Annotated in this window: 18 protein-coding genes and 1 tRNA gene; 13 read left to right on the forward strand and 6 right to left on the reverse strand. The window is 54.1% G+C overall.

Features of this window, described 5'->3' with window-relative positions:
• Positions 1 to 176 precede the first annotated feature (176 nt).
• The 11 genes from HQ37_RS01575 to hydF all read left to right on the forward strand — a co-directional run bounded on the left by HQ37_RS01575 (position 177) and on the right by hydF (position 12,880).
• Positions 177 to 3,404, forward strand: coding sequence for a TonB-dependent receptor (locus HQ37_RS01575; protein WP_036879465.1), 3,228 nt, complete (start codon positions 177 to 179; stop codon positions 3,402 to 3,404).
• A 29-nt stretch (positions 3,405 to 3,433) separates the two neighbouring features.
• Positions 3,434 to 5,425 carry a RagB/SusD family nutrient uptake outer membrane protein gene (locus HQ37_RS01580; protein WP_036879468.1) on the forward strand — a complete coding sequence of 664 codons (1,992 nt, stop codon included), beginning with the start codon at positions 3,434 to 3,436 and terminating at the stop codon, positions 5,423 to 5,425.
• A gap of 577 nt (positions 5,426 to 6,002) precedes the next feature.
• A complete protein-coding gene (locus tag HQ37_RS01585) occupies positions 6,003 to 6,824 on the forward strand; it encodes a 1-acyl-sn-glycerol-3-phosphate acyltransferase (RefSeq protein ID WP_036879471.1) in 822 nt (273 codons plus the stop codon).
• Positions 6,825 to 6,879: 55 nt separating this feature from the next.
• Positions 6,880 to 7,875 (forward strand): GNAT family N-acetyltransferase, encoded by a 996-nt coding sequence (locus tag HQ37_RS01590; RefSeq protein ID WP_036879474.1) that lies wholly within the window; start codon positions 6,880 to 6,882, stop codon positions 7,873 to 7,875.
• Entirely contained in the window at positions 7,833 to 8,231 is a 399-nt protein-coding gene (locus HQ37_RS01595) for a YraN family protein (protein ID WP_036879476.1), read from the forward strand. Before HQ37_RS01590 ends, HQ37_RS01595 begins: the two co-directional genes overlap by 43 nt.
• A gap of 352 nt (positions 8,232 to 8,583) precedes the next feature.
• On the forward strand, positions 8,584 to 8,811 hold the full coding sequence (locus HQ37_RS08160) for a ferredoxin family protein (RefSeq protein WP_081951720.1): 228 nt from the start codon (positions 8,584 to 8,586) through the stop codon (positions 8,809 to 8,811).
• 27 nt (positions 8,812 to 8,838) lie between these two features.
• A complete protein-coding gene (locus HQ37_RS01600) occupies positions 8,839 to 9,921 on the forward strand; it encodes a 3-methyl-2-oxobutanoate dehydrogenase subunit VorB (RefSeq protein ID WP_036879479.1) in 1,083 nt (360 codons plus the stop codon).
• A gap of 5 nt (positions 9,922 to 9,926) precedes the next feature.
• On the forward strand, positions 9,927 to 10,133 hold the full coding sequence (locus HQ37_RS01605) for a hypothetical protein (protein ID WP_036879482.1): 207 nt from the start codon (positions 9,927 to 9,929) through the stop codon (positions 10,131 to 10,133).
• Between the two features lie 10 nt (positions 10,134 to 10,143).
• Positions 10,144 to 10,917: a thiamine pyrophosphate-dependent enzyme gene (locus tag HQ37_RS01610; protein ID WP_036879485.1), complete on the forward strand. Its 774-nt coding sequence runs from the start codon at positions 10,144 to 10,146 to the stop codon at positions 10,915 to 10,917.
• A gap of 25 nt (positions 10,918 to 10,942) precedes the next feature.
• Positions 10,943 to 11,491 (forward strand): 2-oxoacid:acceptor oxidoreductase family protein, encoded by a 549-nt coding sequence (locus HQ37_RS01615; protein ID WP_036879487.1) that lies wholly within the window; start codon positions 10,943 to 10,945, stop codon positions 11,489 to 11,491.
• A 168-nt stretch (positions 11,492 to 11,659) separates the two neighbouring features.
• A complete protein-coding gene (gene hydF, locus HQ37_RS01620; protein ID WP_036879489.1) occupies positions 11,660 to 12,880 on the forward strand; it encodes a [FeFe] hydrogenase H-cluster maturation GTPase HydF in 1,221 nt (406 codons plus the stop codon).
• Between the two features lie 104 nt (positions 12,881 to 12,984).
• On the opposite strand, the gene HQ37_RS01625 is transcribed toward hydF, so the two are convergent.
• The 4 genes from HQ37_RS01625 to HQ37_RS08030 form a co-directional block, all read right to left on the reverse strand.
• A complete protein-coding gene (locus HQ37_RS01625; RefSeq protein WP_036879491.1) occupies positions 12,985 to 14,007 on the reverse strand; it encodes a GNAT family N-acetyltransferase in 1,023 nt (340 codons plus the stop codon).
• Entirely contained in the window at positions 13,997 to 14,908 is a 912-nt protein-coding gene (locus HQ37_RS01630; RefSeq protein WP_036879494.1) for a DUF2156 domain-containing protein, read from the reverse strand. Before HQ37_RS01630 ends, HQ37_RS01625 begins: the two co-directional genes overlap by 11 nt.
• 311 nt (positions 14,909 to 15,219) lie before the next feature.
• On the reverse strand, positions 15,220 to 16,749 hold the full coding sequence (locus tag HQ37_RS01635; RefSeq protein ID WP_081951721.1) for a PH domain-containing protein: 1,530 nt from the start codon (positions 16,747 to 16,749) through the stop codon (positions 15,220 to 15,222).
• On the reverse strand, positions 16,736 to 17,263 hold the full coding sequence (locus HQ37_RS08030) for a PH domain-containing protein (protein ID WP_052080680.1): 528 nt from the start codon (positions 17,261 to 17,263) through the stop codon (positions 16,736 to 16,738). The genes HQ37_RS01635 and HQ37_RS08030 overlap by 14 nt, the downstream gene beginning before the upstream one ends.
• A 105-nt stretch (positions 17,264 to 17,368) precedes the next feature.
• On the opposite strand from HQ37_RS08030, the gene HQ37_RS01645 reads away from it, so the two are divergent.
• Positions 17,369 to 18,256, forward strand: a complete 888-nt coding sequence (locus HQ37_RS01645; protein ID WP_081951722.1) for an HAD family phosphatase — start codon at positions 17,369 to 17,371, stop codon at positions 18,254 to 18,256.
• Between the two features lie 6 nt (positions 18,257 to 18,262).
• Here HQ37_RS01645 and HQ37_RS01650 read toward each other — a convergent pair whose 3' ends face one another.
• The gene (locus HQ37_RS01650) at positions 18,263 to 18,919 is read right to left on the reverse strand and encodes a MarR family winged helix-turn-helix transcriptional regulator (protein ID WP_036879500.1); all 657 of its coding nucleotides are present in this window, start codon (positions 18,917 to 18,919) and stop codon (positions 18,263 to 18,265) included.
• A gap of 149 nt (positions 18,920 to 19,068) precedes the next feature.
• Between HQ37_RS01650 and HQ37_RS01655 the strand changes: the two genes are divergently transcribed.
• Positions 19,069 to 19,145: transfer RNA gene (locus HQ37_RS01655), tRNA-Arg, on the forward strand.
• Between the two features lie 173 nt (positions 19,146 to 19,318).
• On the opposite strand, the gene glgP is transcribed toward HQ37_RS01655, so the two are convergent.
• Positions 19,319 to 21,904: an alpha-glucan family phosphorylase gene (gene glgP / locus HQ37_RS01660; RefSeq protein WP_036879503.1), complete on the reverse strand. Its 2,586-nt coding sequence runs from the start codon at positions 21,902 to 21,904 to the stop codon at positions 19,319 to 19,321.
• Positions 21,905 to 22,061: the final 157 nt, after the last annotated feature.

The following is a 22,061-nucleotide window of genomic DNA, read 5'->3' on the forward strand; positions in this document are numbered from 1 at the left end:
GGGGGCGTGCATCTGAGTATCTAGATAGATACCCTGCCCATTTCTTCAACCATCCCCAAAGCCGTAGAGCTGAGAGCCGTTTTTTTATGGACTCGACTCTACGGCTTTGGCATTCTTTTCATAGGCTAAACTAGCGATTTATGATAATTAATTACTAACGTTTTTTTTCTAGTAGTATGAGAAAAGGAATTCAGTTTGTCAGGGGTGGTTTCACCCTTCTGAGCTTACTGGCCGTGATGCTCTATGCACTGCCAGCCTTAGCCCAGAACACGATAACGATTCGTGGGACAGTTACGGACAAAAACAAGGATGCCTTGCTCGGTGTGAGCGTTCGCGTTGATGGAACCAGCAAGGGTGCATCGACGGATGTGGACGGAAAGTTTACCCTAGTAGGTGTCCCATCTAGAGGGCGACTCGTGATCTCTTTTACGGGGATGAAGACTCTCAACATTCCTGTCAATGGCAAGACTTCGTTTGACATCGTGATGCAGGAGGACGACAAACTCCTCGATGAGCTCGTTGTCGTGGCCTATGGTAAGGCCAAGAAGGTGAATCTGACAGGAGCAGTATCCAGTCTGGACTCTAAAGCTATCGAAGCCCGTCCAGTGGCTACTGTATCTCATGCACTGCAGGGCTTGATCCCTGGTCTTAACCTAACCGTAGGTAATTCTGGAGGTGCGCTCAATAGCCGCCTGAACATTAACATCCGCGGTACAGGTACAATCGGTGCTGGCTCTAACTCTGGTCCACTGATCTTGATCGATGGAGTTGAGGGTGATATGAATACGCTGTCTGCTAATGATATCGAAAATATCTCTGTCCTCAAGGATGCCTCTTCGAGCTCGATCTATGGTTCTCGAGCAGCCTTTGGTGTGATTCTCATTACGACTAAGAGCGGTCGTGAGGGTAAGACTAGAGTGAGCTACAATGGTAATGTGCGTTTCTCGACAGCTACTCAGGTGCCCGATATGATGGACTCTGAGATGTTTGCGAACTATTTCAATCGTGCTGCTCAGAACTCTGGTAGTAGCCCCGTCTTCAATGCCGAGATCATGGAAAAGATCAAGAAGTTCAAGGCTGGCTCTAGGGATGAGAAGATTAAGTTTGGTACCGACTGGAATGCTAAAGACCGCGAGTGGAGTCTCTATTCTGGGGCTTGGGCCAATACAAATTGGTTTGAGGAATTCTATCAGAAGAACGCTCCCTCTCATGAGCACAACCTCTCTATCAGCGGTGGTACGAACCGACTCAAATATTATCTCAGTGGTGCGCTGCTAGACCAAAGAGGTATTCTCAAACCCTCTAAGGATGAATTCCAACGATACAACTTCTCTGCTAAGATCAGCGCAAACGTAGCCTCTTGGCTGATGGTGAACTATCAGAGCCGCTTCACTCGTGAGGACTATGAACGTCCTAGTTATCTAACAGGGCTCTTCTTTCACAATATTGCCCGTCGTTGGCCAACCAATCCTTACTACGACCCCTTCGGTTATCTAATGCCTCACAACGAAGCCAATCAGATTATCAATGGTGGACGTGATAAAAATCAAAAGGACTTCTATAATCAGCAGCTCACGGCGATCATTACGCCCCTGGATGGCCTGACTATCAGACTCGAGCAGAACTACAACACTGTAGTGAATTATAACCATTGGGATGTTCAGACGATCTACAACCACGATAAGAATGGTAACCCTGTAGAAACGAAGTGGGATGATGGTCGCATCAGTAACTACACGGAGGTCGGAGAGTCTAGTTACAAGACAAACTTCTTTTCTGGTCGCTACTTTGCCGAGTATGCTAAGATCTTTGCGGATAAGCATGACATTAAGGTAACCGCTGGTCTCGATATGGACATTAGCCGTTCGCGCAATCTTTCTGGAACTAAGAAGCACCTCATCACACCTCTCGTGCCAACGATCAATACCGCTACGAGCGATAAGCCTGGCCTTAGTGGTGGTTATAGCCATTGGTCTACGATGGGTGTTTTTGCTCGTGTCAATTATGCCTTCGATAGTCGCTATCTCTTCGAGTTCTCGGTGCGTCGAGACGGTTCCTCTCGTTTCATCGGGGATAAGACTTGGGCGACCTTCCCTTCTTTCTCTCTTGGATGGAATGCTGCCAGTGAAGCCTTCTGGGAGCCTCTCCGTGGGACGATCTCACAGTTTAAGCTTCGTGGCTCATGGGGGCAGCTTGGAAACACCAACATTCAGGCTCTCTACCCATGGTTCCTCTCTATGCCATTTACACCTGCGAGCACTACATCAGGCTCTTCGTGGTTGCTTAATGGATCTAGGCAGACGATCTCCAGTGCCCCTGGTCTTGTGTCTAACAGTCTGACCTGGGAGCGTGTAGAGAGCTGGAATATCGGTCTTGACTTCTCTGCCTTCAAGACTCGCCTACAGGGTTCGTTTGACTTCTATAATCGCAATACGCGCGATATGGTAGGCCCCTCAGAGCCGATTACCTCTCTGCTGGGGGCTGGCAGACCTCCTGTGAACAACTCCGACTTGAAGTCCTATGGTTGGGAGCTTGAGCTGCGCTGGCGCGACCAGATCGGAGACCTGCGCTATGGAGCCAAGTTTGTGCTCTCGGACAGCCAGGTAGAGATCACTAAGTTCTATAACCCAACTGGTGCTCTGAACAAATGGTATGTGGGTCGTAAGATGGGTGAGATCTGGGGTTATGAGACTGTAGGTATCGCCAAGACTGATCAGGAAATGACCGAGCATCTGAAGCATAGCAAGCCTAGCTGGGGCAACAACTGGGCCGCTGGAGACATCATGTATCGTAACTTCAATCCTGGTACTGGAGAGAAGCAGGATATGGTCGTAAGTGGTGGCAACTTTACCCTAGAGGATCATGGTGATCTGCGTATCATCGGGAACAGCTCGCCTCGCTACTCTTACAGCTTCACGGCAGATGCTTCGTACAAGGGTATTGACTTCAGCATCATGCTGCAAGGTGTTGGCAAGCGAGACTTCTATGACAGCTCTCCCTACTTCGCTGGTGCTAACCACGGGCAGTGGCAGAGTGCTGGCTTCAAAGAGCATTGGGATTTCTTCCGTCCAGAGGGAGACCCTCTAGGGGCTAATCTGAATGCCTATTATCCTCGTGTAGCTTTCGGTTCTGCGGGTAAGAACTTCCAAACCCAGACGCGATTCTTACAGGATGCCTCTTATATGCGTATCAAGAATGTACAGCTGGGCTATACGATCCCTCGCCACCTGGTAGAGGGTCTAGGCGTTAACGGTCTGCGTGTCTACACCTCTGTGGACAATTTGGCTACTTTCACCTCGCTCAGTAAGATCTTCGATCCAGAAGCTACTGGCGGAGACTGGGGGCCTGGTAAGATCTACCCACTGCAGCGTGTATGGTCTCTGGGGCTCAACCTCAACTTCTAATCTCTCTATCTTAGATAAAGTATAACGTTATGAAAAAGATAATAGGTAAAACCCTCATTGCGGTTGTAGGTCTTGGTATCCTCAGCGCAACTTCGTGCCAGCGTCTGGACGATGTCCTAGACCGCAAGCCTCTCGACCAGGTAGGCCCTGATGTATTCTACTCCACTGCGGAGCAACTCAATAGCTTCAATATGAATATGTATGGGGTATTCCCCAACTATGCAGGCTCTTGGGGTGCAGGTATTGCTACTAGGGATAATGGGACGGACAACCAAGCGGCTATCGATCCCAATAGGGCTATGTTCTCCAATGATCACTGGAAGGTGTCGGCTACAGGCGGTTTGGGTTTCAATACGATCCGCAGCATTAACTGGTTCCTCTCAGACGTTACGACCAAGGACAAGGCTGGTAAGATCTCTGGAGACCGTAATCTGATCAATCAGAACCTGGGTGAGGCCAAGTTTTTCCGTGCATACCTCTACTTCGATAAGCTGCGTAGCTTCGGAGATTATCCGATCATTACCGAGCCGTTGCCCGACGACGAAGCAGTACTTGTAGAGAATGCTAAGCGTATGCCTCGCAACCAGGTGGCACGCTTCATCCTCAAGGAACTTGACGAGGCTATTGCTCTGCTGCCTGCACAGACAAATATGAAGCAGCGCATTAACAAGGATGTAGCTCGTCTGTTCAAGAGCCGGGTAGCACTCTTCGAAGCAACCTTCGAGCTCTATCATAAGGGCTCTGGACGTGTGCCTGGGGATGCTAACTGGCCTGGTAAGGATAAGGAATGGAATAAGGGCAAGACTTTCGACCAAGCCTCTGAGGTCAATTTCTTCCTCGATGAGGCTATGAAGGAGTCTAAAATGGTTGCAGATGCCTACCCACTAGTTGCCAGCACGGACAAGACAAACCCCATTCTAGGTGGCAAGCCTAACGGTTGGAATCCCTACTATGACCTCTTCGCTTCTGTAAATCCATCAGGCTTCTCCGAAGTATTGCTTTGGAGGCAGTATGGCAAGGCGGTTCAACTCGTACATCACTCCTCCGAGCGCATGCGCACTGGTACGCAGACGGGTTGGACTCGTGGTTTGGTAGAGAGCTTCCTTATGAGCGATGGTAAGCCTCGCTATGCTTCTCCTACTCTCAATCAAGGTGATGAGACGATATCCAAACTCAAGGATAATAGTGATCTGCGCTTGCGGCTCTTCATCTTCGCCGATGGCGATCTTCAGAATTTGGATGGTGTAAATCCTATCTTCCAGTTCGCATCCCTCATCGAGAAGCCCGAAATACGTGAGAGCACGGGCTATCGTCAGCGTAAGGGGTACAACTATGACCCCGATATGGTTGGTACGGGACAGAAGGACGAGACTGCGCTCATCCTCTTCCGCAGTGCTGAGGCTTACCTCAACTATATCGAGGCATCTTATCTGAGGAAGAATACTCTCGATGCCGATGCCAAGAAGTACTGGACGGAGCTCCGTCGTCGTGCTGGTATCACGGCCGAGATCGAAGTAACCATCAATGCTACTGACATGGGTACAGAGGCTAAGCTCGATCGTCCCTCCTATGACTGGGCAGCATTCTCGGCTGGTACGCCTATTGACGCCACGCTCTATAGTATCCGCCGTGAGCGTCGTAGCGAGTTCGCTGGCGAAGGCTTCCGTATGGATGACCTCATCCGCTGGAGAGCTATGGATCAGGTGCGAAACTACCAGATCGAAGGGATGAACTTCTGGACTTCTGCCTACAAAGATCCCTCCTTCTCTGGGGTGATCGCTGATGGGGGTGCTCAGTCTGTTCTCTCAAGCAAGGATCTAGGTGTTTACCTGCGTCCTTATCAGAAGATCAAGGCCAACAACGATATGTACGACGGCTATACTTTCTGGCAGGCACACTACCTATCGCCTTTCTCTGTAGAGGAGCTTCGTCTCTGCTCTCCTACCAAGGATGAGAATAACTCTAACCTATACCAGAACCCAGGGTGGCCAACCGTAGGTGATGGTAAGGCTCTTCACTAGTCTGACCCTCGAGTAGGGTTGCAAGCCCTCTCGAGAGATAAAGATATACCATTCATCGGGGTGCAGCAAAACGAAGCGTTTTGCTGCACCCTTTGCTTTTCGGGCTTTGTGCTAGAGATGCCACCGGGCTTGATTGAGATCCTGATAGAGCCCTCATCGAGGTTTCGGGTGGGGTCCGGGTGAGCTCTCGAGGGGAATGTCCTAGAGCTCTCACTCGCTCCTAAGTTGAAGGCTCGGTAGGGCCTCATTGGAGATCCAAGTAGGATCGCATTGGAGACTCAGATAGGATCTCGATCGAGGGTTAAGTAGGATCTCCGTTGAGGTGTCAGTTGAACCTCTGTCGAGTGCCTATTCAGATAGTCTCGAAGCCTCAACAGCATTCATCTCGAGAGCAGGAAGGCTCTCCCCGGTCGCTCCTGAGGTCTTGCTTCAGCCGAGGTTGGGTCTTCTAAGCCGAGTTTTAGTTCTCCAGGCCCTATTTCTTACGGAGCAAAGTGGATCGAGGGCGTAGGAGAAAGGAACAGATTTTATACCTTTGTCCTACTATAAGACGATGATCATCCTACCCCATACATAGATGAGCAACCCTATCGAGATCGATATTGCCCAGGTCGTCGAGGCCAAGAGTGGCAAGAAACTTCCCCGCTGGATTGCCAGGCTGCTACAACGCCTCATTCACGAGCGAGAGATTAATGACATCCTCAAGCGACATAGCGACAAGGAGGGTGTTGCTTTCTTTCGTGCCCTGCTGCAGGATCTCAGCGTCCAGGTACGCTGGCGCAACCCTGAGGCCCTGCCCGAGCATGGACGATATCTCTTCGTCTGCAATCACCCCCTCGGGGCAATAGATGGGGTAGGCCTCTCGTTGCTCCTAGCTGAGCGTTATGGCGATGTGCGCTATCTGGTCAATGATATGCTCTACAACCTCAGACCCCTGCGCTCGATCTTCTTGCCTGTGAATACCTACGGAGCGCAGCGCAGAGAGTCGGTGGCCATGCTCCAAGAGGCGATGCAGAGCGATCTGCCCATCGGGACGTTCCCAGCGGGTTATTGCTCTCGACACCTTGCGGGTCGAGTGCAGGATCGGGACTGGCACAAGAGCTTCATCCACTTGGCCACGACCTACCAGCGGGATATTGTCCCCCTGCACTTCGTCGGGCGCAACTCTCGGCACTTCTACCTCGTCGATCGTCTGCGCCGCAGGCTAGGGATTCGGTTCGACCTCTCAACGGCTCTGTTGCCTGACGAGATGTTTCGTACCCGAGGCCGCAGCTTCGAGATCATCGTCGGCTCACCCATCCCCTGGCAGGAGGTTGCCCAGTGGGAGGGCTCTGCCCACGCTCAGGCTCAGCGTATTCGCTCTCTGAGCTATGCCCTGGCCACCGAGCTTCGCCCCTAGTTTAGAGATATGATATAGCCCCCCTCCTTGCTCCCCCGATCAAGCCCCTAGTAATATGCAAGAACAACCCATCATCGCCCCTGTACCCGCCGATCTTATTCGGCGAGAGCTCACTCGAAAGCTCTTCCTGCGCACGACGAACAAGGCCGACAACGAGATCTACATCTTCAAGGCTGCCGATGCCCCCAACGTGATGCGTGAGGTCGGCCGCTTACGTGAGGAGGCTTTCAGATATTATGGCGGAGGTACGGGTCGAGAGCTCGATATAGATGAGTTCGACACCGACCCTGAGGGCTATATGCAGCTTATTGTTTGGGATCCTGCTGAGCAGGCTATCCTCGGAGGCTATCGCTTTATTTTTGGCTCGGATGTCAGGCTGAGCTCGGATGGGCGTCCGCACCTGGCTACGGGAGAGATGTTCCACTTCAGCCCGCAGTTCGTCGAGGAGTACCTGCCGCACACGATCGAGTTGGGTCGCTCGTTTGTCTCGTTGCCCTATCAGTCCACGCTCATGGGGGCGAAGTCGATGTTTGCCCTCGACAATCTTTGGGACGGCATCGGTGCGCTCACCGTTCTGAACCCCGATATGAAGTATTTCTATGGCAAGGTAACGATGTATCGCAATTACAATCGTTATGCCCGTAACCTCATACTTTATTTCTTAGATAAACACTTCCACGATCACGAGCATTTGGTTGTTCCCATCGAACCGCTGCCTATCGAGGTTGATCCAGACTGTGTGGCTAGCCTTTTCCCCTCGGACAACTTCAAGCAGAACTATCGAGCTCTCAACAAGGAGGTGCGTAGGCTCGGGATCAATATCCCCCCACTGGTAAGTGCCTATATGTCTCTCTCTCCCGAGATGAGGGTCTTCGGCACTGCGATCAATCATGAGTTCGGAGAGGTGGAGGAGACAGGTATCCTCATTGCCGTGGATAAGATCCTCGAGGAGAAGCGAGCCCGGCATATCTTGAGCTTCCGACTGACTCGAGAGCATCGTCGTAGCCTATGGGACTTCGTTCTGAGACGGGTCGGGTTGGTGAGGAGATAGCCTGTCGCTATCTCGAGCGACAGGGCTACAGTATCCTCGAGCGCAACTGGTACGACCGACCTCGGGAGGTGGACATTATTGCCTCGAACACCCGAGAGCTCATCATCGTCGAGGTCAAGGTACGCTCTTCTAGTAGCCGTCTGCGTGCTCGAGAGACCGTCGATCGAGACAAGAGACGATGCCTCGTTCAGGCAGCCGACAGATACATCCGTCTACATGGGCTGAGCCTCCCTGTACGCTACGATATTATTGCTATCGACATCGCAGCGGATCAGACCTATACCGTCGAGCACATCCCCAATGCCTTTTATCCGACGCTAGAGCTACGTCCCCGCCGTCCCCATGGGCGCAGGTAGCCCCTCGCCCACAGCTCAAGGGTAGGGACATAGTTTCTTAAATAATAATGAAATCTCTACCCTTCAATACCTGAAATTTCGGGTAAATAGGGCTTGATTAAACCTTTCTGCTTCTTAGATAAAATGGTTCCCCTTCCTGGGAGAAAATATTCTTTCTCTTATAGGTGGAGTATCAAAAACTAGTGGTATATTTGATGCAGAATTAAGGTCTATCTGCAGGGCGAGGAGTATCTCCTTCCCTCGCCTCGCTGTGGCTGGATCGGTTTACTGAAAGAAGAGAGATCAATAATGACCCCACCTAGGCCTTGGCCCTGGCGACGGTCGTGGTGATAACCTTAAACAGTTTCTATAAATGGCAAAAGTAAGAGGAACGGTCGTCGTAAACACCGAGCGTTGCAAGGGATGCAACCTGTGCGTAGTGGCGTGCCCTACGAAGGTACTCGAACTGCACCCTACAGAGGTTAACGAAAAGAGCTATCACTATGCTCGCCTCAAGAATTATGATGACTGCATCGGATGCGCTAGCTGTGGTATGGTGTGTCCCGATGGTTGCATCACTGTCTACAAAGTTAAGATCTAACTCCCACGCTATAAATACCAATATATTATGGCAGAAGAAATCAAGTTGATGAAGGGCAATGAAGCTATTGCCCACTCGGCCATCCGCTGTGGCGTCGATGGCTATTTTGGTTATCCTATTACCCCTCAGTCCGAGATCCTCGAAACCTTGATGGAGGAGCGTCCTTGGACGACTACAGGGATGGTTGTCTTACAGGCAGAGAGCGAAGTGGCCGCTATCAATATGGTATATGGTGGTGCAGGCTGTGGTAAGCGTGTGATGACCTCTTCCTCGAGCCCCGGTATGAGCCTCAAGCAGGAGGGTGTCAGCTATATCGCAGGGGCAGAGCTTCCCTGTCTGTTGGTCAATGTGATGCGTGGAGGACCAGGCCTCGGGACTATTCAACCCAGCCAAGCCGACTACTTCCAGACCGTCAAGGGTGGCGGGCACGGAGACTATCGCCTCATCACCCTAGCTCCCAACTCGGTGCAGGAGATGGCAGACTTTGTCCCCCTAGGTCTCGAGCTCGCCTTTAAATACCGCAATCCTGCGATTATCCTTACCGACGGGATCATCGGACAGATGATGGAGAAGGTTAAGTTGCCAGACTTTACCCCTCGCCGCAGCGACGAAGAGATCCGCCAGCAGTGCCCTTGGGCAACGCTCGGTCGCAAGGACAAGCGTAAGCCCAATATCATCACTTCGCTTGAGCTCGAATCTGCTATCATGGAGCGCAACAACGAGCACTTCCAGGCCAAGTTTAAGCTCATTGAGGAGCATGAGGTCCGCTACGAATGTATTCAGACGGACGATGCCGACTACATCTTGGTTGCCTTCGGATCTTCGTCTCGTATCTGTCAGAAGACTGTCGAGTTGGCTCGACGAGAGGGTATCAAGTTGGGGCTCATCCGACCCATTACTCTGTGGCCCTTCCCCCAGGATGCGATCTCTCAGCTCGCAGATCAAGCCAAGGGTTTCCTTGTGGCCGAACTCAATGCAGGTCAGATGGTCGAGGATGTGCGCCTAGCGGTCAATGGACGTGTGCCCGTAGAGCACTACGGACGTATGGGAGGGATGCTCTTCTCTCCTAATGAGATCCTAGACAACCTCAAGAAGCTCTTCTCCCTGTAAATCGCATGATGATGAGAGCTCAAGAGGACAGAGAGGCACGCTTCGAGCGCATAGAGTATTGGCTCACAGTAGCCTTCTACATCTTGGCCGCTTCGTGTCTGGTGGCTTTCTTCACCCTAAGGCATGAGGCTCGCTGGGTCTTCATTGGCCTCGGTATCGCAGCCCTATTGGTGCGTCTCTGCTCCTATATTCTTCGTCTGATCAAACACTAAACTTAGCACGATGGAAACGAACTTCAACATTCAAGATATTATCAAGCCCGAGAATTTGGTTTACAAGAAACCAGATCTGATGAACGATGTCAATATGCACTACTGCCCAGGCTGTAGCCATGGGGTGGTGCATAAGTTGATTGCAGAGGTCATTCAAGACCAAGGCCTCGAGGAGAAGACTATTGGTATCGCTCCCGTAGGCTGTGCAGTATTTGCATACAAGTATATTGATGTCGACTGGCAGGAGGCTGCTCATGGGCGTGCACCCGCTCTAGCTACAGCGATTAAGCGTCTGAACCCTGACAAGATGGTCTTCACTTACCAGGGCGATGGAGACCTTGCCGCCATTGGTACGGCAGAGACGATCCATGCTGCCAATAGGGGAGAGAATATTGTCATCGTCTTCATCAACAACGGTATCTATGGAATGACTGGTGGTCAGATGGCCCCCACGACACTCCCAGGGATGAAGACTGCGACCTGTCCCGACGGTCGTAATACAGAGATGAATGGTTATCCGCTCAAGATAGCTGATCTCTTGGCCTTGCTCGAGGGCACTTGTTATGTAACCCGTCAGTCTGTGCATACCCCAGCGGCTGTGCGCAAGGCGAAGAAGGCCCTAGATAAGGCTTTTACTAACTCGATGCAACGTAAGGGGACATCGATCGTGGAGATCGTATCGACCTGTAACTCTGGGTGGAAGATGAGCCCTGCCGATTCGAACAAGTGGATGGAAGAGCATATGTTTAAGCAGTATCCACTTGGAGACCTTAAGGATATTTAGACACTCACCTCATAAGACAAACATTATGACATACGAGATTGTAATCGCAGGCTTCGGAGGCCAGGGCGTTCTATCCATGGGTAAGATCTTGGCTTACTCTGGACTGATGGAGGACAAGGAGGTCAGCTGGATGCCTTCCTATGGCCCAGAGCAACGAGGTGGTACCTCGAATGTAACTGTCATCGTGAGCGACGACGCTGTGAGCTCGCCTGTGGTCAATGACTACGACATTGTCGTTGCGCTCAACCAACCCTCTCTCGACAAGTTCGCCCCTAGGGTCAAGCCTGGCGGGGTGCTGATCTATGATACGAATGGTATCCACCACGTCCCTGGGCGGACGGATATTGAGATCTATGAGGTAGATGCTACGGAAGAGGCCAATCGGATGGGTAACCAAAAGGTGTTCAACATGCTCATCCTCGGGGCCTTGCTCTCGGCCCGACCCATGCTCTCGATCAATAGTGTGCAGAAGGGACTGATGAAGTCTCTGCCCGAGCGACACCACAAGCTCATCCCCATGAATATGGAGGCCTTGGCAAAGGGCGCAGAGCTGCTCAAACGCCACGAGCCCTAGAGTGGGCATGCCCTGAGCTCGGGGTATAGGTACAAAGCAATAGGCGAGGTGGACGAAGGTAATTCGCCCACCTCGCCTCGTCTATAGCCTCGAGGCTCGGGGGCGTGAGCTCAGGAGATTATCAGTACTTTTGTACCGCTTGAAAATAAACTATTCTCACGCTGATTTATGCAACAAACCCCTCGCTCCGAGCGGCTACACGTCGCCCTCTACGGCCGCCGCAATAGTGGCAAGAGCTCGCTCATCAACCGCCTTACGGGTCAGGAGACCTCGCTCGTCTCTGCCACTCCAGGCACAACGACCGACCCTGTGGCCAAGGCTATCGAACTGCCCCATCTGGGGGCATGCGTCCTCGTCGATACAGCTGGCTATGATGACGATCAGGGCGAGCTAGGAGGGCAGCGAGTAGGGCGAGCCCTACAGACCCTCGAGCGGGTCGATATAGCTCTCGTGCTGGTCTCTGCGCCCTCTCTCGAGGAGGATGCTGAGCTTGCCCCCGAGCGCAGGTGGCTGGAGGAGCTACGCAAGCGTCGCATCCCCTTCGCCTTCCTCGTCAGTCAAAGCGATTTGGCTAAGCGAGGGGAGGAGGAGCTGTGCCGAGAGCTCCAGGCCCGCCTAGACCTCCCCTCGAGTGTCGAATGCCTGGCCCTCAGCAGCAAGACCGGCCAGGGGCTCGAACAGCTGCATGAGCTCCTGCCCCGCTTGGTACCGGAGGACTTTGGGGTGCAGACGATCACTCGCTCTCTAGTGTGCTCTAGCGATGTCGTCCTGCTCGTGATGCCTCAGGATCAGGCTGCCCCGAAGGGTAGGCTCATCCTGCCGCAGGTGCAGACGACACGAGAGCTGCTGGACAAGGGTTGCATCATCGTGAGCTGTACCCCCGAGCGGCTCGAGGTAGCACTGGCGGCTCTGAATGCCCCTCCGAAGCTCATCATCACCGACTCGCAGGCCTTCGGGGCGGTGTATGCGCTCAAGCCAAAGGAGAGCCTGCTGACCTCGTTCTCGATTCTCTTCGCAGCTTACAAGGGGGATATAGACCTCTTTGTCGAAGGGGCAAAGGCTCTCGATAGCCTGAGTGAGGGCTCTCGAGTGCTCATCGCCGAAGCCTGTAGCCATGCCCCTGCTACGGAGGATATTGGTCGTGTCAAGATCCCCGCTCTGCTGCGCAAACGCTATGGCGAGGACCTCGGTATCGATATTGTCTCGGGGATGGACTACCCGGAGGATCTCAGCGGGTACGACCTGATCATTCATTGCGGGGCTTGTATGTTCAATCGAGCCCATGTACTCAGGCGCACCGCCCGAGCCTCGGCCCAGCAAGTGCCGATCACGAACTATGGTATCTGCCTGGCACACCTAACGGGTATCCTGGACAAGGTCTCGATCTAAGCCTCTCTACCTCTAGAGAGTGGATGCCCCCTGCTACGACTATTCAGTCCGTAGCAGGGGGCGTTGCTCTTATGGAGAGAGGGTGAAGAGCTGGCCTCAAGGGGCTATTCCATCATCAGCTCCATGGATAGTGGATGCTCGTGGGCAAGTCGCTCTACCAGTGTCGAGAGGGACATGGGCTTGGCCTCAGGCTCTCGGGTGGGGCTGTAGCGTATGCCGCTAGGGGTGATGAGGTACGAACCAGTATTGGCGGCGATGAGGTCATCCTCGATATAGGCGTGGAGCTCTGTCTGCCCCTTGCTGCCTGTCCAATGCTCCAGGAGGGGGAGTAGGCGTAGAGGACGAAGCATTCCCTTGGGTTGCCATAGGGTAGGGGTGTGGCTTCGGACAGGGTGGATGAGCCTAAGGCTGCGGCCCTCGGCTCTACGGCGAAGCTCCTGGAGGAGCTCCTCTCGGTGATAGGCGAAGCCATAGAGGGCTCTGAGCTCGAGAGCCTCGTCGCTCATGAGGTAGAAGGCTACCCCCGTGATCGAGCCCTCACGATCCCGCTCGATGAGCGTATGGCTCACCTCGGCGAGGGAGTAGTCGGCGAGGACGGCCTCCCACTGCGCTCGGCTGTGGCGAATGCTATGGCCCTTGCTCTCCGCCTCACAGAGTATGAGGAAGTCGATCAGCTCCGAGGCCCTCACCCCTATCGTATCGCTCTCGTCGAGGTTGTGGCTGAGCTCGAAGAAGAAGGCCGTCCCGTAGCCGAAGCCCTTGCGGTAATAGGTGTAGAGGCTCTCTGAGGCTGGGATGAGGAAGCTGGCCACATCGCCCCGCTCGTGCATGAGCCTAAGGGCTCGGCGCATGAGGTGCTGCATCTCGCCCTGCCCTCGATACTCGGGCAGGGTGCAAGCCCCTGAAATATAGCCTACTGGGAGGGTCTCGCCCGATAGGGCAAGGCTATAGGTTGGTAGACCGACGTGGCTGATAGCTTGGCCGCTCTCGGGATCATAACCCAGGAGCGTCTCCTCGTCTCGATAGATTCTGTCGAAGTACATTTCGACGAAGGGCCGAGGGTCTTCGAAGCAGGTACTCCAGAGCCGCTTCGCCTCGCTTCGCTTGCTGTCGCACTTAGCTCTCATGGTGCAGGACGGCGGTGTCTTTGTAGAGCAACATGTCGGGTTTGTAGGAGAGCTTGGCCTGTCTGAGACCTTCGATCCCGAGATCTTCCTCTCGATTGACGTAGGTGTACTGCTCGGGGATGCGGCGGGCAAACTCTCGATTGATCATGGTGAAAGCTCCCTCGTAGGCACGGTCTGCCTTCTCGATATGCACGCCAAAGGTGCTCTGATTGATTGGAGAGCCGACGGCAAAGGCAATGATTCGTCCATCCACCCGCAGAGCTCCGCCCATGAGTTCCAGCTCATCGAAGGCTGAGAAGACGCGCTCGATCATTCTGAGCTCCGATGTCCGTCCCTCACCTGCTCCGTGCTCGTCGAACCAGCTGCGTTCGACCGCTAGGCATTCCTCGATATTATTTCGGCTGATCGGCTCGTAGCTGTAGTTGGGATATAGTCGCTCGAAGCGGTTGATGTGGTTGCGTTTGGACTGTAGAGCCTTGCCCGAGAGGCTAGCCAGTCGCTCTCGTAGGTAGACATAGTCTCGGCTGCCCTCGTTGCTGGTGAAGCGAAACATCCCTGGGCAGGAGGTCTCGAGAGCCTCTCGGCACTGTGGAGCAACGCCCATGAGTACGAGGGGATAGCCCTCTGCCTCAGATATACGGCGCAACTCGGTCATGGCGACTGAGAGGTTACACCCCTCGCCCCCGACGGGCATGAGGTAGGTGGGATGGTTGCGCAAGGGGGACTGGAAACGGATGACTAAGGTGTCTCGGACAATAGCCCAACTGGTGCCGTAATGCTCGCCCCAACCGTAGAGGTTGCAGAATGCTAGATCGCAGATGCGAGATGATCCGTTGAGGGTAAATCGTGTAATCTCTGCCCGATCCGCAAGGGAAACGGGCTTGAATATAATTGAATCCATATAGCTTGATAACTCTGCTTGGGACGATTAGGTTCTCCCTCGATCTCGTTAGGAGCTCATCGATCGGCCTCGAGGATGGTTGTGCCTGCGTTCCCCGAGACCTTAGCTGAGAGCCTATGGACCTCTTCGGTGCGCCCCTAGATGGGGCTGCTCTTGCGCTCCTACTTGGGTCTCTATGGAGGTCTAAGTAGGACTTCGATCGAACTCCTATCTGAGTCTCACCTGCGATCCAATTAGGATTATAGGTGAGACCCTATCGAGGTCTTTGATACCTCTCTGACCTTTCTGTTAATAAGTTGATTACAAGCTCTCTATCTCTCGATGAGGTAGAGAGTATGGTCTTGGATGTGGCGGGCCTCCTCGAGCGAGGCGAAAGGGATGCTGAACGTCTCGCTCATGGTGTCGATCTTGAGGGTACAGCGACCCGAGCGACGCTGCATGGGGGTCTGAGAGAGAGTCAGCCTCTCGATACGCCTCAGAGCGATCCAGCTCTCTATCTGTGCTATCCGCCCATGATAGACGCATAGATGTGTCGAGGTAAGCACTAGACGACGATGGTAGTAGGCCCCTCGTGTAGCCCCGAGGGCTAGGAGGAGCGTCGGCAGGAGCAGAATTCCCCATTCGATGACCTCGGTGAACCACATCACCCCGAAGGCTAGGCCATGCAGCACGAGGCATCCGCCGACGTAGAGGGAGAGCATGCGTCGATTGGGGCGTAGCTCCTCGAGGGGCTCGGTATCGATGCCCCACCAGCGGTAGAGCCGGGCACGCTCTCGCCAGCCGTAGAGCAGTAGTCCACCCTGTGCCTCTTTCTCCCCCTGCTTGCCTGCATTGCTTGCCTGTGTGATGCGCAGGCTCGAGAGTCCGAGAAGATGTTCGATGGGGTTGGTCTTCAGGCTGAGGAATACGATCTGGCTCGAGCGGATGCGTCGGTGAATGCTAGCGATGAGCCCTGCCGAGAGCTCCAGGCGGTCTGAGTAGAGGTCAACCCGTGCCCCCCACTGGCGCAGCACCTGGGGGATAGACCACAGCACCACGAGGATGAGGTAGAGTACGGCCACGACCTGTAGTACAGACCAGGGGCTGAGGTTGCCCTCGCTCCACTCCTCGACAGTGCTCTGAGCAAAGGTCTCCGATATGCGAACGAGTACCTTGTCGCCGAAGAGCTCGAGGAGGTCATCGCCCAGGGCCAGCAGCGAGGTGATGAGTAGAGATATGGCACGGACGTGGCTCTGAGACAGTGCCCCGAGCAGATGATCTCGCCTGGTGAGCGAGATGCTCCCGAGGGTGGCCTCGCCCTCCTGGATCTCTGCGCCTCGAGAGATCTCTCCGTCCGTCGTCTCGACCTCGGGAGCGTGTAGCTCCCTCTCCTCTAGACCGATGTAGTTGCGCAGGGCCTTTGCCTCGGCTTCGGTTAGGATGAGGGTGATCTCGGCCTCGTTGGTCGCTGTTGAGTCGATGCTGATATACTCCATATCGACCAGGCGATAGAATAGATTGCTGCGAGAGGAGATGTTGTGAATGCGGTCGATGGGGATGCTCTGGTGCTTGCGCGCGAGGCTTAGCACCCTCTGCTCGGTGTGTATCATCCCGTCAGCAATGTGGAAGCGGAAGCTGAAATACTTGACCAGCGTAGAGATGATGTAGAGGGCGAAGATGACAAAGGTGAGGATGCTCAGGGCATCCCATTTGATCTGTCCGTCGTTGAGTATTGCCCGGGCAATAGCCACGCCGGAGAGCGTGAGGATGGCGCGCAGTGAGCCCTTGACGTTTTCCCACAGGAGCACGACGAGGGCTGCGCCCCCCATACGTCTAGGTCGGGAGAAATCAATGGGTTTCATCTAGGCGTATTTGGCTCAGTACGAAGGTTCGTATGCGCTGAGCCTCCTCGAGCGAGAGGCCTGGGATGGTCAGCACCCCCAGTTGCCCAGGGACGAAGAGCTCGAGCGAGTGGCAGTGAGCGAGCTTCATGATAGGCCCCTGGTTCAGTGTAACCTGCTGTAGGCGACGGTAGGGGATAGTGGAGCTCTTGCGGAAGATCAATCCCTCTCGGTAGCAGATGTCATGCTCTCGCACGGCATAGCCCTTGACACGATAGGCAGCATCGACTAGGCGCAGATTGATCGCACCACTCCCTAGGGCTACGAGGGCAATGAGCCCAGCGATCCAGGGCTTAAACTCCTCGAGTATAACCCACGAGAGACCTATTCCTGAGACGAGGATACCCCCCCAAACGAGGGCGATGGAGATGCGCTGTACCTTGCGATAGGAGGGAAGTAGAGCTTGCCAATGGACGGCCTCGCTCTGGGGCAGATCCTGGGACGAGATCTGCTGATTGGAGAAGTCTGTTTGCATGAATAGGATCTAGTGTATTTGCAGGGCAAAGATAGTCTTTTCTCCGTGTCGCGACTTCCTCCCAAAAGAGAGAGGAAAAGTCGGGGAAATAGATATTTTTGTGGTATGAATGCTAAGCAAATGAACGGGTGTGGACTGCATATGGTCTGTTTGCCTGGTCGGCAGGACTTCTTCCGACAGGTCGAGTCTAGTCTCGAGCAGCTGGGCCTAGAGGCTCGGCAGGGGTATTGTACTCGTACTGAGAGCTATTTGGTTGCTTCGCTCAGTCTGCCCGCCCTCGAGGATGCCGATGCCCTGAGGCTACTGACTGCCCTACTGCCCCTGGTGCGCCATGGTAGAGGGGCTCTCTACCTCTCTCGTTCGGAGGCTCTTTGGCCTATTCGCTACGTCTTTGCTGACCTCGACGGCACGCTCATCCCTGACGAGGTGATGATCGCCCTAGCCCGACAGAGAGGCCTGGGCGAGGCCATGAGCCGATTGACGATGGAGGCTATGCTCGGGCAGAGCTCCTTCGCCGAGAGCTTCGCCCAGCGCAGCCGCATGCTTAAGGGGCTGCGTCTCTCAGAGGTTGCCCAGGTTGTGGATGAGGTGGAGATCCCCCTGGATGTCTTGCGATGGATCGGTACGCTCAAGCGTAGTGGTATCGGACTGGAGGTTGTCAGTGGGGCCTATCGGGAGGTAGTCGCTCCGCTCTGTATGCGCCTTGGAGTCAGGGACTATTGTGCCTCTGCGGCCCTCTTCGAGGGAGACTACTTCACAGGCACTCTCACCGAGCCCTTGGTCGATGATCTTTATAAGGCGGACTACGTTCGCTTTCGCACCATCGCCCGAGGCATCCTCCCTCTTCGAGTCATGGCTATTGGTGATGGGGCTAACGATCTGCCTATGCTTTCTCAGGCGGCTCATGCCCTCCTATTCGCATCTCCTAGGGAGGCTCGAGGATTATCGCTCGAGCAGCTTTGGCATTTCGTCCAGCAGGATATCCGTTACTAAAGCCCCCTACTCGGTCGAATTGATGCTCTCGAGGAGCTCTTCGAGGTCGTTACCATTGCCTCTCTGTCGTACAAGGCTGGAGTGGCGACTACATAGGTGCTTGAGTAGGAAGAGCAGCGAATTCTGTTGATCTTTCTGTAGTGGTGCCGAGAGAATGGCGGCTGCTAGCCGAAGTCGAGGGAAGACCTTCATAAGCTCTGCACGCCCCTCCGGGCGGATGGAGACACATACACTGCGTCCATCCCTAGGGTCTGGGTGCTCCTCGATGAGCCCATATCGCTTCAGACGGCGGATGACCTCTGCTCCCGAAGTCTTCTCTAGTCCATTGAGCTGGTGTAGCTCGGTCTTGGTGAGGCTTTCGTGAGCCATGAGACTTACTAGGTAGGTGTACTCCTCTTCGGTTTGTAGATGTTCCGAAGCCGAGAGTGCCGCCTTGATATAGGAGCGAGAGTAGCGGTGTAGTAGACTGAGATGACGAGCGATCTCGACCTCTGCCATAGAGGGGCTGCGCTCAGTATGCCTCCTCTGTGAGGCTCTATCTAGGTGCAGACTATTGACGAAGGCTAGGAAGGCCTCCATCCCCATCTCATCCGAAGCCTCTACCGTTTGCTCGAAGAGATCGATATACTCCAGCAGCTCTATCATTAGTTGTTTGGATCTCATTGTTTTCGTATCGCTTAAAGTGGCTCACAAAGATACAAAACATCCCACTTGCCCTCTCTAGCCAGCCTCACCCTCCAAAGAAATTTGCCTCTACCTATTGCAAATTCTATATTTTGTATTACCTTTGCATTCGAAACAGAGAACAAGGAGGCTCCGTAGCTCAACTGAATAGAGCATCTGACTACGGATCAGAAGGTTACAGGTTTGAATCCTGTCGGAGTCACCATCGCAACAGACTAAGTGCCGAGGGCAGATCTACGGATCCTTCGGCACTTTTCTTTTATCCCCCCCTTCGCAAGTAGTCTTCCTGGCCCATTGGCCTCGTACAGGGACTATAAACACACAACCCCCGCCTACTCCTGAGGGGTAGGCGAGGGTTGCGTTCAATGGATATGCGCTCTATCGGCCTGCGATAGCGATCCAGCGAACGTAGGCGAAGTCCATACGGTGGGGCAACTCCTCGTGCATGGGCACGATGCGGATGCCGACCTTAAACTGTCCAGGGATGCTATTCAGATGATCGATAGCGTAGGTCTCACGAGAACCCTCCTGCTTGATTAGGGAGAGAGGGCAGACCTCTACGAGGCGCAGAGCTCCAGCCTCGTCGCTCTGCTGAGCATAGACGAGTTCGACCTCGAGCTTGCAATTAAGTGTACCTCGATCGAGCACCAGTTCCACTCGGTTCGTTGTCCCGATTTCACGGCGGTTGAGCTGGGCCGCAGGTTCGCTGTCATGCTCTACTGAGAGCACCTGTAGGCTGTCCCAGTGCTCGGCCACGGACTGCTTCCACTCGACCAGCTCCTTGGCAATGCGATTGCCCTCTGCATGCAGGTGAGCCGAACGCTTAGCCAGCTTGCAGTAGAAACGCTCGAAGTAGTCGTCCATCATACGACGCATCGTGTAGTGAGGGGCGATGAAGTTGAGCGAGTTCTTGATCACCTGTATCCAGGCATCAGAGAAGGGCTTGCCGTCTCTAGCATCGAAGTAGAGAGGGATGATCTCTCGCTCGAGCATATCGTAGATCGTCGAGGCATCGAGCTTGTCCTGTAGGCTTTGGTCAGAGAAGGTGCGCTTATCTGTCAAGGCCCATCCAGCTCCAGCCCTATAGCCCTCATACCACCAGCCGTCGAGGACTGAGAGGTTGAGTACACCATTCATCTCGGCCTTCTCGCCAGAGGTACCGGAGGCCTCTAGAGGTCGAGTAGGCGTGTTCATCCAAATATCTACGCCAGCGATGAGCTTCGAGGCTAGACGCATATCGTAGTTCTCGAGGAAGATGATCTTGCCGAGGAACTCTGGACGACGACTGATCTCCAGGATATGCTTGATGAGCCCTTGGCCGCCACCATCTGCTGGGTGAGCCTTACCCGTGAAGATAAACTGCACTGGGTACTTAGGGTTATTGACAATGCGGGAGAGACGCTCCAGGTCGGTGAAGAGCAGATGAGCACGCTTGTAGGTGGCGAAGCGACGACCGAAGCCGATCAAGAGGGCATTGGGGTTGATGCTATTGAGCAGTGCCATTGTAGCCTCGGGGCTGCCACTATTGCGGATCCAGCGGTCTGCGTACTGCGAGCGAATATGGTCTATCAGACGCTGCTTCATCTGCTGACGGATCTCGTAGATCTCGCCATTGGGTACTTGCTGTAGCTTACCCCATAGCTCCTCGCTGCTCTGGTGCTTGACGAAGTCTGCTCCGAGGTATTTGCGGTAGAACTCCTGCCACTCAGGAGAAGCCCAGGTAGGTAGGTGTACGCCGTTGGTTACATAACCTACGTGGAGCTCTTCGGGGAGGAAGCCTTTCCACACAGAGGCGAACATCTCCTGCGAGACACGACCGTGGAGCTTACTTACCCCATTGGCCTCCTGACAGGTGTTCAGAGCGAAGGTGCTCATGGAGAACTTCTCTCCGTTGCCAGGCGTCTCACGCCCCATATCGATGAACTCCTGCCAAGAGATGCCTAGGCGCTGAGGGATGTGTCCGAGGTACTTGCCTAGAAGCCCTTCGTCGAAGTAGTCATGCCCAGCAGGCACGGGTGTGTGTACGGTGTAGAGCGAAGAGGCTCGTACCAGCTCGAGAGCTTCGTCGAAGCCAAGGCCCTGTCCCTCTACATAGTCCAGGAGACGCTGTACACTCATGAAGGCAGCATGGCCTTCGTTCATGTGATAGACATCCTTCTTAATACCCAGCTTGTTGAGCAGCAGCACACCTCCGATACCGAGTAGATACTCCTGCTTCATACGATTCTCCCAGTCCCCACCGTAGAGCTGGTGGGTGATGGTCCGATCCCATTCGCTATTCTGAGCGATGTCGGTATCGAGTAGGTAGAGGTTGATGCGCCCTACAGCCACTCGCCATACATGGCAGTAGACGGTGTGGCTGGCATAGGGGACTTCGAGCACGAGGGGAGATCCATCGGCATTGAGTTCCTGAGTCAGGGGGAGCTGGGTAAAGTCTTGAGCCTCGTAGTGAGCGATTTGTTCGCCTGCGGGGCTTAGCTTTTGGGTGAAGTAACCATATCTGTAGAGGAAGCCCACGGCACTAAGGCGGACATTGCTGTCGCTAGCCTCCTTGAGGTAGTCCCCAGCCAGTACGCCAAGGCCTCCGGAATAAATCTTCAGTACGTTGGTCAGACCGTACTCCATGCTCAGGTAGGCCACCGAGGGACGTTGCTCATCGGCGGGCTCGTCCATATAGCGGCGGAAGTCGGCATACACTCTGTCGAGTTCTGAGAGCAGGCTGCTGTCTTGGGCGATGGTGTCGATTTGCTTGGTCGATAGCTGACGAGTCATCAGTACGGGGTTGCCCTCGGTCCTCTCCCAAAGCTCGGGGGAGAGACGCTTGAATAGGGCCTGTGCCTCGGGGGACCATACCCACCAGAGGTTGTGAGTCAGCTCATCCAGCTTGGCCAGCGACTGGGGGAGCTTGGCATAGGTATAGACATCAGTCCATACGGCCTGGTTAGAATGCTTATGTACGATCATAAGTTTGGAATATGTGAGAGTAATTAGCAATGAGCTGCAAAGATAGCCATTTTGATATAACTAAAGAATTTGTGTTATATCTATGCGCTCTATTTAGAAGTAGTTTCGTGCCCTAGGCCCTCGGGCAAGTGTCTCCAGGGAGAGAATACCCCTACAG

This window comes from Porphyromonas sp. COT-239 OH1446 (assembly GCF_000768875.1).
GTDB lineage: Bacteria > Bacteroidota > Bacteroidia > Bacteroidales > Porphyromonadaceae > Porphyromonas.

Coding starts and splice junctions, on each gene's coding strand:
- HQ37_RS01580 (WP_036879468.1), top strand. CDS start 3,434: ATGAAAAAGATAATAGGTAAAACCCTCATTGCGGTTGTAGGTCTTGGT.
- HQ37_RS01645 (WP_081951722.1), top strand. CDS start 17,369: ATGAATGCTAAGCAAATGAACGGGTGTGGACTGCATATGGTCTGTTTG.
- hydF (WP_036879489.1), top strand. CDS start 11,660: ATGCAACAAACCCCTCGCTCCGAGCGGCTACACGTCGCCCTCTACGGC.
- HQ37_RS01635 (WP_081951721.1), bottom strand. CDS start 16,749: ATGAAACCCATTGATTTCTCCCGACCTAGACGTATGGGGGGCGCAGCC.
- HQ37_RS08030 (WP_052080680.1), bottom strand. CDS start 17,263: ATGCAAACAGACTTCTCCAATCAGCAGATCTCGTCCCAGGATCTGCCC.
- HQ37_RS01600 (WP_036879479.1), top strand. CDS start 8,839: ATGGCAGAAGAAATCAAGTTGATGAAGGGCAATGAAGCTATTGCCCAC.
- HQ37_RS01595 (WP_036879476.1), top strand. CDS start 7,833: ATGGGACTTCGTTCTGAGACGGGTCGGGTTGGTGAGGAGATAGCCTGT.
- HQ37_RS01575 (WP_036879465.1), top strand. CDS start 177: ATGAGAAAAGGAATTCAGTTTGTCAGGGGTGGTTTCACCCTTCTGAGC.
- HQ37_RS01650 (WP_036879500.1), bottom strand. CDS start 18,919: ATGAGATCCAAACAACTAATGATAGAGCTGCTGGAGTATATCGATCTC.
- HQ37_RS01625 (WP_036879491.1), bottom strand. CDS start 14,007: ATGAGAGCTAAGTGCGACAGCAAGCGAAGCGAGGCGAAGCGGCTCTGG.
- HQ37_RS01585 (WP_036879471.1), top strand. CDS start 6,003: ATGAGCAACCCTATCGAGATCGATATTGCCCAGGTCGTCGAGGCCAAG.
- HQ37_RS01630 (WP_036879494.1), bottom strand. CDS start 14,908: ATGGATTCAATTATATTCAAGCCCGTTTCCCTTGCGGATCGGGCAGAG.
- HQ37_RS01610 (WP_036879485.1), top strand. CDS start 10,144: ATGGAAACGAACTTCAACATTCAAGATATTATCAAGCCCGAGAATTTG.
- glgP (WP_036879503.1), bottom strand. CDS start 21,904: ATGATCGTACATAAGCATTCTAACCAGGCCGTATGGACTGATGTCTAT.
- HQ37_RS01590 (WP_036879474.1), top strand. CDS start 6,880: ATGCAAGAACAACCCATCATCGCCCCTGTACCCGCCGATCTTATTCGG.
- HQ37_RS01605 (WP_036879482.1), top strand. CDS start 9,927: ATGATGATGAGAGCTCAAGAGGACAGAGAGGCACGCTTCGAGCGCATA.
- HQ37_RS01615 (WP_036879487.1), top strand. CDS start 10,943: ATGACATACGAGATTGTAATCGCAGGCTTCGGAGGCCAGGGCGTTCTA.
- HQ37_RS08160 (WP_081951720.1), top strand. CDS start 8,584: ATGGCAAAAGTAAGAGGAACGGTCGTCGTAAACACCGAGCGTTGCAAG.